Annotated in this window: 12 protein-coding genes; 9 read left to right on the plus strand and 3 right to left on the minus strand. The window is 69.9% G+C overall.

Going from position 1 to position 14,710, the window contains the following annotated elements; all coding sequences use genetic code 11:
* Positions 1–39 precede the first annotated feature (39 nt).
* Positions 40–3,726: a multifunctional oxoglutarate decarboxylase/oxoglutarate dehydrogenase thiamine pyrophosphate-binding subunit/dihydrolipoyllysine-residue succinyltransferase subunit gene (locus tag KV396_RS12625; RefSeq protein ID WP_247955938.1), complete on the minus strand. Its 3,687-nt coding sequence runs from the start codon at positions 3,724–3,726 to the stop codon at positions 40–42.
* Between the two features lie 158 nt (positions 3,727–3,884).
* Here KV396_RS12625 and guaB1 point away from each other — a divergent pair, with 158 nt between their 5' ends.
* The 3 genes from guaB1 (at position 3,885) to KV396_RS12640 (ending at position 7,842) form a co-directional block, all read left to right on the plus strand.
* Complete coding sequence (gene guaB1, locus KV396_RS12630; protein ID WP_247955939.1) at positions 3,885–5,339, plus strand: GMP reductase; 1,455 nt, start codon at positions 3,885–3,887, stop codon at positions 5,337–5,339.
* Positions 5,340–5,467: 128 nt separating this feature from the next.
* The gene (locus KV396_RS12635; protein WP_247955940.1) at positions 5,468–6,784 is read left to right on the plus strand and encodes a hemolysin family protein; all 1,317 of its coding nucleotides are present in this window, start codon (positions 5,468–5,470) and stop codon (positions 6,782–6,784) included.
* Positions 6,781–7,842 (plus strand): hemolysin family protein, encoded by a 1,062-nt coding sequence (locus KV396_RS12640; RefSeq protein WP_247955941.1) that lies wholly within the window; start codon positions 6,781–6,783, stop codon positions 7,840–7,842. Before KV396_RS12635 ends, KV396_RS12640 begins: the two co-directional genes overlap by 4 nt.
* A 73-nt stretch (positions 7,843–7,915) precedes the next feature.
* On the opposite strand, the gene KV396_RS12645 is transcribed toward KV396_RS12640, so the two are convergent.
* Positions 7,916–8,983: an NADH:flavin oxidoreductase/NADH oxidase gene (locus KV396_RS12645; protein ID WP_247955942.1), complete on the minus strand. Its 1,068-nt coding sequence runs from the start codon at positions 8,981–8,983 to the stop codon at positions 7,916–7,918.
* 56 nt (positions 8,984–9,039) lie between these two features.
* Here KV396_RS12645 and KV396_RS12650 point away from each other — a divergent pair, with 56 nt between their 5' ends.
* The 3 genes from KV396_RS12650 (at position 9,040) to KV396_RS12660 (ending at position 11,529) form a co-directional block, all read left to right on the plus strand.
* Positions 9,040–9,873, plus strand: a complete 834-nt coding sequence (locus KV396_RS12650; protein WP_247955943.1) for an ADP-dependent NAD(P)H-hydrate dehydratase — start codon at positions 9,040–9,042, stop codon at positions 9,871–9,873.
* Entirely contained in the window at positions 9,870–11,108 is a 1,239-nt protein-coding gene (locus tag KV396_RS12655) for a hypothetical protein (protein ID WP_247955944.1), read from the plus strand. Before KV396_RS12650 ends, KV396_RS12655 begins: the two co-directional genes overlap by 4 nt.
* A 109-nt stretch (positions 11,109–11,217) precedes the next feature.
* Positions 11,218–11,529, plus strand: a complete 312-nt coding sequence (locus KV396_RS12660) for a thiamine-binding protein (protein ID WP_247622837.1) — start codon at positions 11,218–11,220, stop codon at positions 11,527–11,529.
* Positions 11,530–11,543: 14 nt separating this feature from the next.
* Here KV396_RS12660 and KV396_RS12665 read toward each other — a convergent pair whose 3' ends face one another.
* Positions 11,544–11,999 carry a DUF2000 family protein gene (locus KV396_RS12665; RefSeq protein WP_247955945.1) on the minus strand — a complete coding sequence of 152 codons (456 nt, stop codon included), beginning with the start codon at positions 11,997–11,999 and terminating at the stop codon, positions 11,544–11,546.
* A gap of 48 nt (positions 12,000–12,047) precedes the next feature.
* Here KV396_RS12665 and KV396_RS12670 point away from each other — a divergent pair, with 48 nt between their 5' ends.
* From KV396_RS12670 to KV396_RS12680, 3 genes are read left to right on the plus strand one after another with little or no spacing between them, the layout of a single operon-like run.
* A complete protein-coding gene (locus tag KV396_RS12670; RefSeq protein WP_247955946.1) occupies positions 12,048–12,833 on the plus strand; it encodes a helix-turn-helix transcriptional regulator in 786 nt (261 codons plus the stop codon).
* 9 nt (positions 12,834–12,842) lie between these two features.
* Positions 12,843–14,072 (plus strand): MFS transporter, encoded by a 1,230-nt coding sequence (locus KV396_RS12675; RefSeq protein WP_247955947.1) that lies wholly within the window; start codon positions 12,843–12,845, stop codon positions 14,070–14,072.
* Between the two features lie 9 nt (positions 14,073–14,081).
* Positions 14,082–14,702: an NUDIX hydrolase gene (locus tag KV396_RS12680; protein ID WP_247955948.1), complete on the plus strand. Its 621-nt coding sequence runs from the start codon at positions 14,082–14,084 to the stop codon at positions 14,700–14,702.
* The last annotated feature ends 8 nt before the right edge of the window (positions 14,703–14,710 follow it).

The following is a 14,710-nucleotide window of genomic DNA, read 5'->3' on the forward strand; positions in this document are numbered from 1 at the left end:
CCGACCGGAGTCGGGGGCCCTTCTGCGTACGAGTGAACGTCAGGCCGTGGTCAGCGCTTCGCGCAGGAGCGTGGCCTGCTCGGCGGCGTGCACCTTCGACGACCCGGTCGCGGGCGACGCCGACGCGGCGCGAGCGACCGGTCGGAATGCGCGGTCCCCGGGAACGTCCGCGAACGCGAGTGCCAGGAACGGCCAGGCGCCCTGGTTCTCCGGCTCCTCCTGCACCCACACGAGCTCGGCGTTCGGGTACGAGTCGGTGATGGCCTTGAGCTCGTCGATCGGCGTGGGGTAGAGCTGCTCGAGACGCACGAGCGCCACCTCGGGGTTCGGGTTCTTCTCGAGCTCGGCGCGCAGATCCCAGTGGACCTTGCCCGAGTGCACGAGCACGCGCTTGACGGCGCTGCGGTCGAGAGCGCGGTCGTCGTCGATCACCGGCTCGAAGCGCCCCTGCGTGAACGCCTCGACGGGGCTGGTCGCGCCGCGCAGACGCAGCATGGCCTTCGGCGTGAAGACGATCAGCGGCTTGCGCGGACGGGCGTACGCCTGACGGCGCAGCAGGTGGAAGTACGAGGCCGGCGTCGACGGACGCGCGACGATCATGTTCTCCTGGGCGCAGAGCTGCAGGAACCGCTCGATGCGTGCCGACGAGTGGTCGGGCCCCTGGCCCTCGTAGCCGTGGGGGAGCAGCAGGGTGACGCTGGACTGCTGGCCCCACTTCTGCTCGGCGGCCGAGATGTACTCGTCGATCACGGACTGGGCGCCGTTCACGAAGTCGCCGAACTGCGCCTCCCAGAGGACGAGGGCCTCGGGGGCCTCGACCGAGTAGCCGTACTCGAATCCGAGCGCCGCGTACTCGCTGAGCAGGGAGTCGTAGACGAAGAAGCGGCCCTGGGCGTCGGAGAGGTTGGAGAGCGGCAGCCACTCCTGGCCGTTCGCACGGTCGTGGAGGGTGGCGTGGCGCTGGACGAACGTTCCGCGGCGCGCATCCTGACCCGCGAGGCGCACCGGGGTGCCTTCGACGAGGAGCGATCCGAACGCGAGCAGCTCACCGAAGCCCCAGTCGATGCCGCCGTTGCGGCTCATGTCGAGGCGCTTCTCGAGCAGCTGCTGGATCTTCGGGTGCACGGTGAAGCCCTCGGGCTTGTTCACGAATGCATCGCCGATGAGCTGGATGACCTCACCCGCGACACCCGTGACATCCGGTGCGCCGACCTGGCCGTCGACCGGCGGCAGCTCGGGCGCGATCGGGGTGGCCCCGGTCTCGGCGGCATGCGTCTCGGCGAAGGCGATCTCGAGCCGGTTCTGGAAGTCGGCCTTGGCCTCGTCGTACTCCTGCTCGGTGATGTCACCGCGACCGACGAGCGACTCGGTGTACAGACGGCGCACGGAGCGCTTGGCCTGGATCAGGTCGGTCATCAGAGGCTGCGTCATCGAGGGGTCGTCGCCCTCGTTGTGACCGCGACGGCGGTAGCAGACGAGGTCGATCACGACATCGCGGTGGAAGCGCTCGCGGTACTCGAAGGCGAGCTGCGCGACGTGGATCACGGCTTCGGGGTCGTCGCCGTTCACGTGGAAGACCGGCGCCTGGATGGTCTTCGCGACATCCGTGGCGTACACCGAGGTGCGGCCGTCGTTCGGGGTCGTGGTGAAGCCCACCTGGTTGTTCACCACGACGTGGATCGTGCCACCGGTGCGGTAACCGCGCAGCTGCGACATCTGCAGGGTCTCGACGACGACGCCCTGACCGGCGAAGGCCGCGTCGCCGTGCACGAGGATCGGCAGCCAGGCGAACGTCCCGATCGGCTTGCGGTCCTGCTTCGCGCGGACGATGCCCTCGAGCACTCCGTCGACGGTCTCGAGGTGCGAGGGGTTGGCTGCGAGGTAGACCGGGAGCTCCGATCCGTCGTCGGCCACGAAGGTGCCCTCGGTGCCGAGGTGGTACTTCACGTCACCGGAGCCGCGCTGGTTGCCCGGGGTCTGGGTGCCCTCGAACTCCTGGAACACCTGGCCGTAGGTCTTGCCGGCGATGTTCGTGAGCACGTTGAGGCGGCCGCGGTGCGCCATGCCGATGGCGGCGCCCTCGAGGCCGGCGGTCGCGGCACCCTGGAGGATCTCGTCGAGCAGCGGGACGAGCGACTCGCCGCCCTCGAGCGAGAAGCGCTTCTGGCCGACGAACTTCGTCTGCAGGAAGGTCTCGAACGCCTCGGCCTCGTTGAGCTTGCGGAGGACCCGCAGCTGCTCGTCGTGGCCGGGCTTCTGGTACTTGACCTCGACCTTCTCCTGGAACCAGCGGCGCTGCTCCGGGTCCTGGATGTGCATGTACTCGATGCCGAGCGTGCGGCAGTACGAGTCGCGCAGGACTCCGAGGATGTCACGCAGCTTCGCGACGCGACGTCCGCCGAAGCCACCGGTGACGAACTCGCGGTCGAGGTCCCAGAAGGTGAGCCCGTGGCTCTCGATCTCGAGGTCGGGGTGCGAGCGCTGGCGGTACTCGAGGGGATCGATGTCGGCCATGAGGTGGCCGCGGACGCGGAAGGAGTTGATGAGCTCCTGCACGCGGGACTGCTTGTCGACACGCTCGGCGAGGTCGACGGCGATGTCGGGGTTCCAGTGGATCGGCGCGTACGGGATGCGCAGCGCCGCGAAGATGTCGTCGTAGAAGCCGCGCTGCCCGATGAGGAGCTCGTGCACCTTCTTGAGGAACTCGCCCGATCCCGCGCCCTGGATGACGCGGTGGTCGTAGGTGCTGGTGAGCGTGATCGTCTTGCCGATCGCCAGCTCGTTGAGCGTCTTCTCGCTCGCGCCCTGGAACTCGGCCGGGTACTCGAGGGCGCCGGCGCCGATGATGCAGCCCTGGCCCTTCATCAGACGCGGGACGGAGTGCACGGTGCCGATGCCGCCCGGGTTCGTGAGCGAGACCGTCGTGCCCTGGAAGTCGCCGGCGGTGAGCTTGTTGTTGCGCGCGCGGGTGACCAGGTCTTCGTAGGCCGAGAGGTACTCGGTGAAGGTCATGGTGTCGGCGCGCTTGATGCTCGGCACCATGAGGGCGCGCGTGCCGTCGGGCTTCGGCAGATCGATCGCGATGCCGAGGTTGACGTGCGCGGGGGCGACGACGGAGGGCTTGCCGTCGACCTCGGCGTAGAACACGTTCTGGCTGCGGAACTCGTCGAGCGTGCGGATGAGCGCCCAGCCGATGAGGTGGGTGAAGCTGATCTTTCCGCCTCGGGTGCGCGCCATGTGGTTGTTGATGACGATGCGGTTGTCGATCATCAGCTTGGCGGGGATGGTGCGGACGCTCGTCGCGGTGGGGACGGTGAGCGACTCGTCCATGTTGGCCGCGAGCGTCTTGGGCATGCCTCGGAGGACGGTGACCTTGTCTTCCTCGGCCTCGTCCGCGGGGGCCGGGGACGGGTCCTTCGCGGCGGGCTTGGGCGCCTGCGCCGGGATCGGAGCCGCCGCTGCCGGCTTCGCCGTCGTGCGCGCCACGGGCTGCGATCCGATCACGGGGATCGGAGCCGTCACCGGGTGGGCGGGCTGCTCGGCCGCCGGGGTGCTGGCGGGGGCGGTCGCACCGGCGTTCTCGGAGTGGTACTTCTCGAGGATCGGCCACCATTCCTTGTCGACGGAATCGCGGTTCACCTTGAACTGCTCGTAGAGCTCTTCGACGAGCCAGGAATTGGCTCCGAACCCCCCGTCGCCCCCGACGCCGGTCACCTGGTTCGACACGCTCGATCGCCCTCTTTCATCGCTGAAGATTCACAGTGCTCGCGGGACGCAGGATGCGCCCAGGTCCGCACACTCTCGATCGACAAGCCTAACGTGTTTCCCGGTGCGAATCTTCGACGCCATGCCCAGGGAGTGCTCGATCTCGATACCGTGGAGTCATGGAGTTCTCAGGTGCGCAGCCGACCGTCGATCTGACCTATTCCGACGTGTTCCTCGTGCCGCGACGATCGTCGGTCACCAGCCGGCTCCAGGTCGACCTGGCGCCGCAGGACGGCACGCCCGCGACCCTGCCTCTCGTGGCGTCGAACATGAACTCCGTGACCGGGCCGCGCCTGGCCGCGGTGATGGCGCGACGCGGAGGTCTCGGGGTGCTGCCGCAGGACATGCCCCTCCAGGATCTCGACGCGGCGATCCGCGATGTGAAGGCGCAGCCGGTGCTGTGGGACACGGCTCTCGTCCTGCCGCCCCACGCATCGGTCGCCGACGCCCTCCGGCTCCTTCCCGCCGCGCCGGGGCACGGGATCGTCGTCGCGCACGGGGCCGCGCCGATCGGCGTCGAGGACATCCTCGGCATCCTTCCCGCGAATCGGCTCGCGACTGCTCTGCCGGACGCGCAGCTGGGCGACCTCGTGCATCGGGGGACACCGTCGATCGACGCCGATGATATCGGATCCGAACGGCACGCCTTCGACGTGATCACCGAGGCCGGTGCCGAGATGGTCACGGTCGTGCACCACGGGCATCTCGTCGGGACGCTGAGCGCGCGCAGCGCCCTGCGCTCCACTCTCTACCGCCCCGCACTCGATGCCGACGGACGGCTCACCGTCGCCGCAGCGGTGGGGATCAACGGCGACGTCGCCGCGAAGGCGACCGCGCTCGCGGGTGCCGGGGTCGACGTGCTCGTGCTCGACACGGCGCACGGCCATCAGGACGGGATGCTGCGCGCCCTGCGCACCGTGTCTGATCTGAACCTCGGGCTCCCGCTCGTCGCCGGGAACATCGTGACCGCCGACGGCGTGCACGATCTCGTGGATTCCGGAGCCTCGATCCTCAAGGTCGGCGTCGGTCCGGGCGCGATGTGCACGACCCGAATGATGACCGCCGTCGGCCGCCCCCAGTTCTCGGCGGTGCTCGAGACGGCGCAGGCGGCCCGCGAGCTCGGTGCGCACGTCTGGGCGGACGGAGGGGTCCGGTACCCGCGCGACGTCGCCCTGGCGCTCGCCGCGGGCGCGGCATCCGTGATGATCGGCTCCTGGTTCGCCGGGACGATCGAGGCCCCGGGCGAGTTGCAGCGCGACGCCGAGGGACGCATCTTCAAGGAGTCCTGGGGGATGGCGTCGACCAAAGCGGTGCAGGCCCGCTTCGGCAGGCTCGACGCCTACGAGCGGGCGCGCAAGGAACTCTTCGCCGAGGGCATCTCCTCGTCGAAGATCTACCTCGATCCGCTGCGGCCGGGCGTCGAGGACCTGCTCGACATGATCACCTCGGGCGTGCGCTCGTCGTTCACCTACGCCGGAGCATCCTCCGTCCCGGAGTTCCACGATCGCGCGCTCGTGGGTCTGCAGTCGGCCGCGGGCTACGAAGAGGGCAAGGCGCTGCCGGTCAGCTGGTAGCGGAATCGCGCGCGGGTGACGCGACCGCGCGCGAGCGCGTTCGGTAGAATCGTCCACACTATGGACGACCCTCCCAGTTGCAGTAGATCGCCCCACCGTCCCCCTCTCCCGCCGGAGAGGAACCTCTGATGGACTACGTCATGTTGGGCGTGGGGCTCCTGCTCACGATCGGCACCGGTCTGTTCGTCGCGAGCGAGTTCGCACTGGTCAATCTCGACCGCGCGGATCTCGAAGCGCGACAGGCGCGTGGTGAATCCCGACTCGCCCTCACGATCGGTGCTCTCAAGCACACCTCGACGCATCTCTCGTCGGCCCAGCTCGGCATCACGCTCACGACGCTGCTGACCGGTTACACGATGGAGCCGGCGCTGTCGAACCTGCTGCGGCCGACCCTGGTCGCCTGGCACATTCCGGAGCCCGCCGTCGCGCCCATCGCCACCGTCGTCGCGATGTTCGTCGCCACGGTGCTGTCGATGATCCTGGGCGAACTCGTGCCCAAGAACTTCGCGCTCGCCCTGCCGCGCGCCACCGCCAAGCTCGTGGTTCCGTTCCAGGTCGCTTTCACCACCGTCTTCAAGCCCGCGGTCGTCGTGCTCAACGGCAGCGCCAACGGCGTGCTGCGCAGCATGGGCATCGAGCCGAAGGAAGAACTCTCCGGGGCGCGCAGCGCCGAGGAGCTCTCCTCGCTCGTGCGCCGATCGGCGAGCGCCGGTGTGCTCGAAGCCGACACCGCGACCCTGCTCGACCGCACCCTGACGTTCTCGCGCCTCACGGCGGCGGACGTCATGACCGCACGCCCGAGCATGCACGCGATCGCGGCCGGGGATTCGGCGGACGACGTCATCCAGCTCGCCCGTCGCACGGGGCACAGCCGGTTCCCGGTGTACGACGACGATCTCGACGACATCATGGGGGTCGTGCACCTGAAGGCGGCGATCTCGGTGCCGCGCGACCGTCGTACCGAAGTGCCGGTCGGCGCGCTCGCGACCGACCCCCTGCGCGTTCCCGAGACAGTGCACATCGACGGTCTCATCTCCGAGCTGCGTGCCCGGGGGTACCAGCTCGCGGTCGTCGTCGACGAGTACGGCGGGACCGCCGGTCTCGTTACCCTCGAGGATCTCGTCGAGGAGATCGTCGGTGAGGTGTCGGACGAGCACGACCGCACGCGCGCCGGCGTGATCCGCGGACGCGACGGCCTCACCTTCCCGGGCGAGCTGCGCCCGGACGAGCTGCGCAGCCGCGCGGGTATCGACGTCCCGGAGGGCGATGTGTACGACACGGTCGGCGGCTACGTGATGAGCGTCCTCGAGCGCGTCCCCGCGGTCGGCGACGAGGTGTCGCTCGACAGCGGCACGCTGCAGGTGATCCGCATGGACGGCCGCCGGGTGGATCGCATCCGCTTCGTTCCGAGACCCGTCGACGCGGATGAGGAGGTGACCCGATGAGCGATTGGGGAGGACTCGCCTGGCTCGTCGTGCTGCTGGTCGCGAACGCTTTCTTCGTCGGCGCGGAGTTCGCGGTGATCTCGGCACGCCGCTCGCAGATCGAGCCGCGTGCCGAACAGGGATCGCGCGCCGCGAAGACGGCGTTGTACGCCATGGAGCACGCGACGCTCATGCTCGCGACCTCGCAGCTGGGCATCACCATCTGCTCGCTCCTGATCCTGAACGTCTCGGAGCCCGCGATCCACCATCTCCTGGCCGTGCCGCTGCACGCGCTCGGGTGGCCCGACGGGGCCGTCGACGCGGTCTCGTTCACCATCGCCCTGCTGATCGTGTCGTTCCTGCACGTGGTCTTCGGCGAGATGGTTCCGAAGAACCTCGCGTTCTCGGTGCCGGATCGCGCCGTGCTGATCCTCGCGACCCCGCTCGTGTGGGTCTCGAAGGTGTTCATGCCGGTGATCTGGCTGCTCAACGCGGCCGCCAACGGTGTGCTGCGGCTCTTCCGCGTCGAGCCCAAGAACGAGGCGGCTTCGACGTTCACGCTCGAGGAGGTCGCGACGATCGTCGATCAGTCGCGCCGCGAAGGGGTGCTCACCGACACCGCGGGGACCGTCGCCGCCGCGGTCGAGTTCACCGACAAGAAGGCGCGCGATGTCGCGGTCCCGCTGGGCGACCTCGTCACGCTGCCGGCCACGACGACCCCCGACGACATCGAGAAGGCGGTCGCGCGGTACGGGTTCTCCCGCTACGTGATCGTCGACGCCGAGGGCGCGCCGATCGGGTACGTGCACCTCAAGGACATCCTCCGAGCCTCGGACGGCCCGGATGCCGAGGTGAAGATGGTCGAGCCGCTTCCCGCCAAGCGCATCCACCACATGGTGCCCGTGCAAGAGGACACCGACCTCGAGGACGCCCTCGCGGTCATGCGCCGCGCCGGGCGTCACCTGGCCAAGGTGCGCGACGCCCGGGGTGAGACCACCGCCGTGCTCTTCCTGGAGGACATCCTCGAAGAGCTGGTCGGGGAGGTGCAGGACGCGACGCGTCGCGTCCGCGGGCACTGATGATGCACACGAAGGCCGCCGACTCGATCAACGGGTCGGCGGCCTTCGTCGTGCGCGGATCGGCCGCGAGGCCTCAGCGCCAGCGCGCGCGGTCGTACTGCGGGGGCCAGGCGACGTCGACACCGAGATCGTGCGCGGCGCGCAGGCCGAAGTGCGGGTCTCGCAGCCACTCGCGCCCCGCGAAGATCGCATCGGCGGCGCCGTCGGAGAGCACCCGCTCCGCCTGCTCGGCGGCGGTGATCAGCCCGACCGCCGAGACCGGGATGCGACCGCCCTGGCGGACGGTCTCGGCCAGCGGCACCTGGTATCCCGGGAACACGCTGATCTGCTGGTGGGCGACGAGACCGCCGCTGGAGACGTCGATGAGGTCCGCGCCGTGCGCGGTCGCCCAGTCCCCGACCTGCGTCGCCTCGTCGGCGGTGAATCCGCCCTCGGCGTGATCGGTGGCCGAGATGCGCACGAACACGGGGACTCCGGGACCCGCGACGTCGCGTACCGCATCGAGGATGCGCAGCAGGAGGCGGGCGCGGTTCTCGAGCGAGCCGCCGTAGTCGTCATCGCGCCGGTTCGACAGCGGCGAGAGGAACTGGTGCACGAGGTAGCCGTGGGCGCCGTGGATCTCCAGCACGTCGAACCCGGCGTCGAGCGCGCGACGGGCGGCGTCGGCGAAGCCGGAGACGACGCGTTCGATTCCCTCGGCATCGAGGGCCTCGGGCTCGGCGAATCCCTCGAACGCGAGGGCGGACGGCGCGGTCGTGGTCCAGCCGCCGTCGGCGACCGGAACCGATCCGCGCAGCTCCGCCCAGGGCCACCAGGTCGAAGCCTTGCGGCCGGCGTGGGCGAGCTGGATGCCCGCGAGCGAGCCGCGCTCGTGGATCGCTCGGACGATCGGCACCCACGCATCGCGCTGCTCGTCGTTCCAGAGTCCGACGTCGCGCGGGGAGATGCGGCCCTCGGGAACCACGGCGGTCGCCTCCGCGACGATCAGACCGGCGCCGCCCGAGGCGAACTGCGCCAGATGCGTGTGATGCCACTCCTGCACCACACCGTCGATCGCGCTGTACATGCACATCGGTGACACCCAGAGACGGTTGGGGAACTCGACGGAACGGATGCTCAGGGGAGAGAAGAGAATGCTCACCGTTCGACGCTACCGCCGCTCGCACGGCCCGAGGGCCGTCGCACTAACGTGGAGTCATGGTCGAGGTTCGCGAGTGGTCCCGCAGCGATACGGCGCGGTTGTTCCGGGTGCCGTCAGCCGACGACGACAAGTACTCGCGCGGTGTCGTGGCACTGCGCACCGGCTCTGCGGCGTACCCCGGCGCGGCGGTGCTGGGCGTCGAGGCCGCGTGGCGCGCCGGCGCGGGGTTCGTGCGCTTCGTCGGCGACGGCCGAGTGTCGGACGCCGTGCTCGCTCGTCGTCCCGAGACGGTGACGGGGAGCGATGTCGGGCGCACGCGCGTGGACGCCTGGGTGATCGGGTCGGGGACGGATGCCGCGCAGCGCAGCGCCGACGAAGAAGCGGCGCTGCGCGCCCTGCTGACCGGGAGCACCCGAGTCGTGGTCGACGCCGGAGCACTCGACCTCGTCGACCGCCCGACCGCTCCTGTGCTGCTGACGCCCCATGCGGGGGAGTTCTCGAAACTGCGTGCGCGCCTGCGTCTGGCCTCTGCCGAGGAAGATCGCGCCGGCGGCGCCGCCGAGGTCGCTCGTGCGCTCGGCGTCACCGTGCTGCTGAAGGGCGCACGCACACTGATCGCGACGCCCGACGGGGGAGCGATCGCCGTCTCGGCGGGGACCGGCTGGCTCGCCGCGGCGGGCACGGGCGATGTGCTGGGCGGAGTACTCGGTGCGTTGCTCGCCGCGAACCCCGGTGCTCCTCTGGAAGAGGCCGCCGCCGCGGGAGCGTGGCTGCACGGCTACGCCGCACGGATCGCCTCCGGGAGCGCGAACGGTGAGCCGGGGCATCCGATCGTCGCCTCGGACGTCGCGCAGGCCCTGCCGCGCGCGATCGCGGACGTGCTGGCGTGAAGCAGGGGGCGGAACGACTCATCGCGCTCTGGGTCGTCTTCGTCGCGGTCCATGCCCTGACCGCGTGGCTGGGGTGGGTTTACCCGAGTCAGCCGATGGGCGATGTGGTGCTCGTCTACGAACCCTGGGCGACGGCGGCGGTGAGCGGGGGACCGATCGTCGGGATCACCGAGACCTGGGTGTACCCGCAGCTCGCCCTCGCGCCGATCCTCCTGGTGAAGGCGATGGCGGTCCCGTTCGTCGGACTCCTCGGCGTCTCCGGGGCATATCTCGTCGCCTGGGCGATCCTCGTGACCGCTCTCGACGCGCTCGCCTTCGCCGTGCTGCTCGGGCGCTCGCCGTCGGCACCGCGTCGCACCGCCGCATGGTTCTGGAGCGCCGCGCTCCTGCTGCTGGGGCCGATCGCGCTCTACCGGCTGGATGCCGTCACCCTGCCCATCGTCGTGATCGCCGGTCTCTGGCTCGTCTCGCGCCCTGCGCTCGCCGCAGCCCTCCTGACGATCGGCGCGTGGATCAAGATCTGGCCCGGAGCGGTGCTGCTCGCGGCACTGATCGCCGGGCGCCGTCGGCTGCGCATGATCATCGCGGCTCTGGTGGTGACGACGGCCGTCATCGCCGGTCTGCTGCTGCTCGGAGCGCACGAGCATCTCTTCGGCTTCCTCACCGAGCAGGGCGGACGTGGTCTGCAGATCGAGGCGGTCGCGGCGACGCCTTTCCTGTGGGCGGTCCCCGGCGGATCCGCGGGCATCGAGTACAGCTTCGACATCCTCACGTTCCAGGTCGCCGCTCCGGGCGCCGAGGTCGTCGCCGCGGCGCTCTCCGGAGTCATGGTCGCGGTGGTCGCCGGCATCCTCGCGCTCGCGGGTTGGATGGCGATGCGCGGGGCCGCGTTCGCCCGGCTGTTCCCACCGCTCGCGCTCTCGCTCGTGGCGGCGCTCATCGTGACCAACAAAGTCGGCTCCCCGCAGTTCCAGGTCTGGCTGATCGCGCCCGTGATCCTCTGGCTCGTGTTCGACCGGGCGAGGGCGGTCCTGCCCGCGGTCGTGGTGCTCGCGCTCTGCGTCCTCACCTGCCTCGTCTATCCGCTCGGCTACGACGCGCTGCTGCAGGGACAGGTCCTGCCGATCGTGGTGCTGTCGGTGCGCAACCTCTTGCTCGTCGTCCTCCTCGTGATCGGCATCCGCGCCGTCGTGCTCACTCCCGCCGACGGCGAGGACCGGAGCCGGAGCCTATGATGCATCGTGTGGCAGCGGCGGCCGCGCAGGTCCTCGCCTCGATGCTCGGCTCGGACCCCGCCGGCCGAGAAGTCGCTCCCACCGCCATCGAAGAGACACGAGGTTCCCCATGCTGATCGCCTTCTCCGTCGCTCCCTCCGGCACCGGCCGCGAAGACGGCTCCGTCCACGTCGCCGTGGCCGCCGCCGTGCGCGTCGTCCGCGAGTCCGGGCTGCCGCACCGGACGACGAGCATGTTCACCGAGATCGAGGGCCCCGACTGGGACACCGTGATGGACGTCGTCAAACGCGCCACCGAGGCGGTCATGCCCTTCGGCTCGCGCGTGTCCCTGGTGCTCAAGGCCGATATCCGCCCCGGCTTCACCGGCGAGCTCGACGGCAAGATCGAGCGTCTCGAGCGTGCGATCGACGAGGCCGAGTAGAACGCACACGTCGTTCAGGCGTGCATGCGGGCGCCCTTGAGCATGCGGTCGACGGCGTTGCGCGGACCCCGCAGCGCGAGTCCCACGAGATCGAGGTCGGCCGCTGCGACGGCCGCGACGGCGGCGCGATTGGCATCGTCGTGCCCTGTCGCGAAGAGCTCGCGGGTGTAGACCGCGAGCGCGACATCGTCTCGGGCGGAGGCCCGATCGCGAACCGAGCGCAGGAGACCGGAGTTCCCGGTCATGACGAGCACGGGCTGACGCAGCATCGGCAGATACGTCGTGCCGTCGCGGTCGCGGTAGGGTCCGCCGGTGAGATCGGGGGCACTCACGGTGATGCCGGAGATCAGGAAAGCGGTCACGTTGAGCTCCTGCCAGGCGGCGAGGTCGTCGCCGAGGAGGACGACGACCTTCGTGTCGAAGCGGGCGGTCTGTTCAGCGGTGATGCTCGTCGGCAGCGCGGTGGTCATGTATCCACGATCGCGCCGGAAGCCCGCGGCGTCTTGTACGTTTCTTGCATGGTCGATCGCGTGCACGCCTGGCATCCCGAGGTGCCCGCGGTGCGGGAGGTGTATCACGCCTCCTTCGAGCACGCGTACCCGCTTCACGCCCACGACGTCTGGACGGCGATGCTCGTGGACGAGGGAGCGGTCGCCTACGGTCTCGATCGTTCGTCGCACATCGCCGCGCCGGGTGCGGTGACGCTGCTGCCCCCGGGCGTCCCGCACGACGGGCGTTCGACCGTGGACGGTCGCATCTATCGCAAACGTGTCGTGTACTTCGATCCGGCGTGGCTTCCCGCCGAGGCGGTGGGCAGGTCGGTCGTCCACCCGACGGTGCGCGACCCACGAGCGACGGCGGCGGCGCGACGCATCCACGCCGCCCTCGCCCTGCCCGGTGACCTGCTCGCCGCCGAGCATTGGACGCTCGCGCTGAGAGGGCGCATCCTCGCCCATCTCGGGCCATCGACCGTTGCCTCTCGCGACACGCCGCTCGCTCGCCGCCTCCGGGCGCTCATCGACGATCGTTTCACGGAGTCCTTCACCCTCTCCGAGATCGCCACCGCATGGGGAGCGCATCCGAGCCATCTGACGCGTTCCTTCACGCGCACGTACGGCATCGCGCCGCATCAGTACGTGCTGAGCCGACGCATCGATCTCGCGCGGAGGCTCCTGGTCGACGGCATCCGACCGTCCGACGCCGCGGCGCAGGCGGGGTTCCACGATCAGGCCCATCTCACGCGACACTTCCGGCGCGTGCTCGGGACGACCCCCGGTGCCTTCGGGCCGTCGGCGGGCCGGTAGGCTGGACCGGTGAATCCCTCGACTGAATCGAGGGGTGCGGCGAAGAGGGCGCTCCTCTCTCTCGCCATCGGCAGTTTCGGCATCGGCATGACCGAGTTCGTCGTCATGGGCCTGCTCCCGAACATCGCCTCCGACCTGCTTCCCTCCCTCTGGGCCTCGAGCCAGGAGGATGCGCTGAGCCAGGCCGGATGGCTCATCTCGCTGTATGCGCTCGGCGTCGTGGTGGGCGCGCCGACCATCGCCGGTTTCGTCGCGCGCTTCCCGCGGCACCGCGTCATGATCGTCCTGGCGATCGCGCTCACGGTCTTCAACGCCCTCACCGTGGTGCTGCCGACGTTCGAGCTGGTCGGGGCGTCGCGCTTCCTCGCCGGCCTCCCGCACGGAGCCTACTTCGGCATCGGCGCTCTCGTCGCGGCCGACGTCATGGGGCCGGGCAACCGCGCCAAGGGCGTCGCCTTCATCCTCACCGGCCTCACGGTCGCGAACGTCGTCGGGGTTCCGCTCGGCACGTTCCTCGGCCAGGCCTGGGGATGGCGCGCCGCGTTCGGCGTCGTCGCCCTCGTCTTCGCCCTCGCGACGATCTGCATCGTGTTCTTCGTGCCCGAGCACCCGGGTTCCCCCGGCCGGACGATGCGTCAGGAGCTGGGCGTCTTCCGCATCCGGCAGGTCTGGTTCACGCTGGGCATCGGCGCGATCGGCTTCGGCGGCTTCTTCGCCGTGTACAGCTACATCGCCCCGTTGGTGACCGAGGTGGCCGGGTCGCCGGAGTGGGTGGTGCCGATCGTTCTGGTGCTCATGGGCATCGGCATGACGGTCGGAAACCTCGTGGGCGGTCATCTCGCCGACATCGATCTGCGGCGCACGCTGCTGTTCGGACTCGCGGCGATGGCGGTCGTCTTCGCCCTGCTCGCCGTGTTCTCGTTCTGGATCATCTCGCTGAGCCTGCTGGTGCTCATCGTCGGCTTCGTGTCGTCGGTGCTGAGCCCGACGATCCAGACCCGTCTCATGGACGTCGCCGGAGACAATCAGTCGATCGCCGCGGCCATGAACCATTCGGCGCTGAACATCGGCAACAGCCTCGGGGCGTTCCTGGGTGGCGTCGTGATCGCCGTCGGCTGGGGCTTCACGTCTCCCGCGTGGACGGGTGCCGTGCTCGCGATCGCCGGTCTGCTGATCGCTCTGCTCTCGTACCGCGTCGAGGCTCGTCGCTCCGCTGCCCTGGTGGGCGCATCGTCGTAGGGTGAGGGGATGCTCATCCCCGATGCTCTTCCGGTGGCCGGAACGGCCGTGCTGGTGCGTGACTCGACCGGCGGCGTCGAGGTGCTGCTGATCCGTCGGCCCGAGCGGGGTTCCTTCGCCGACGCGTGGGTCTTCCCGGGCGGCAAGGTGGAGGAACACGATCGGCGACACGGCTCCGGGGATATCGACGACGCGCGACGCGCCGCCATCCGAGAGACGCAGGAGGAGGTCGGCCTCGAGATCGCCGGTCTGTCGGCGTTGTCGCAGTGGCATCCGCCCGCCGAGGCGCCCACGCGGATCCGGACGTGGTTCTTCCTCGCTGCGGCACCGGATGCCACGCCCGTCCCGTCGCCCGACGAGGTCGTCGAGTACGCCTGGACGACCCCGGCACAGGCGCTCGAACGGCACGCGACGGGGGAGTGGACTCTGTTCCCGCCGACGTGGATGACACTCCACGGTTTGATCGCGGTCACCGACGCCGCTTCCGCGCTCGCCGCGCCGTCGACACCGGCCCTGTTCCGAACGCGCGTGATCCCGACGGATACCGGGCGCGACTTCGCCTGGGAGCAGGGTCGTCTGCTGACCGGTGGACTCCCGTGGCGTTTCGTCGAGGAGTGGGCCGGCGAGTGAGCCGTCGG

This window comes from Microbacterium galbinum (assembly GCF_023101185.1).
Taxonomy (GTDB): domain Bacteria; phylum Actinomycetota; class Actinomycetes; order Actinomycetales; family Microbacteriaceae; genus Microbacterium; species Microbacterium galbinum.

Coding starts and splice junctions, on each gene's coding strand:
- guaB1 (WP_247955939.1), top strand. CDS start 3,885: ATGGAGTTCTCAGGTGCGCAGCCGACCGTCGATCTGACCTATTCCGAC.
- KV396_RS12635 (WP_247955940.1), top strand. CDS start 5,468: ATGGACTACGTCATGTTGGGCGTGGGGCTCCTGCTCACGATCGGCACC.
- KV396_RS12640 (WP_247955941.1), top strand. CDS start 6,781: ATGAGCGATTGGGGAGGACTCGCCTGGCTCGTCGTGCTGCTGGTCGCG.
- KV396_RS12650 (WP_247955943.1), top strand. CDS start 9,040: ATGGTCGAGGTTCGCGAGTGGTCCCGCAGCGATACGGCGCGGTTGTTC.
- KV396_RS12660 (WP_247622837.1), top strand. CDS start 11,218: ATGCTGATCGCCTTCTCCGTCGCTCCCTCCGGCACCGGCCGCGAAGAC.
- KV396_RS12665 (WP_247955945.1), bottom strand. CDS start 11,999: ATGACCACCGCGCTGCCGACGAGCATCACCGCTGAACAGACCGCCCGC.
- KV396_RS12670 (WP_247955946.1), top strand. CDS start 12,048: ATGGTCGATCGCGTGCACGCCTGGCATCCCGAGGTGCCCGCGGTGCGG.
- KV396_RS12680 (WP_247955948.1), top strand. CDS start 14,082: ATGCTCATCCCCGATGCTCTTCCGGTGGCCGGAACGGCCGTGCTGGTG.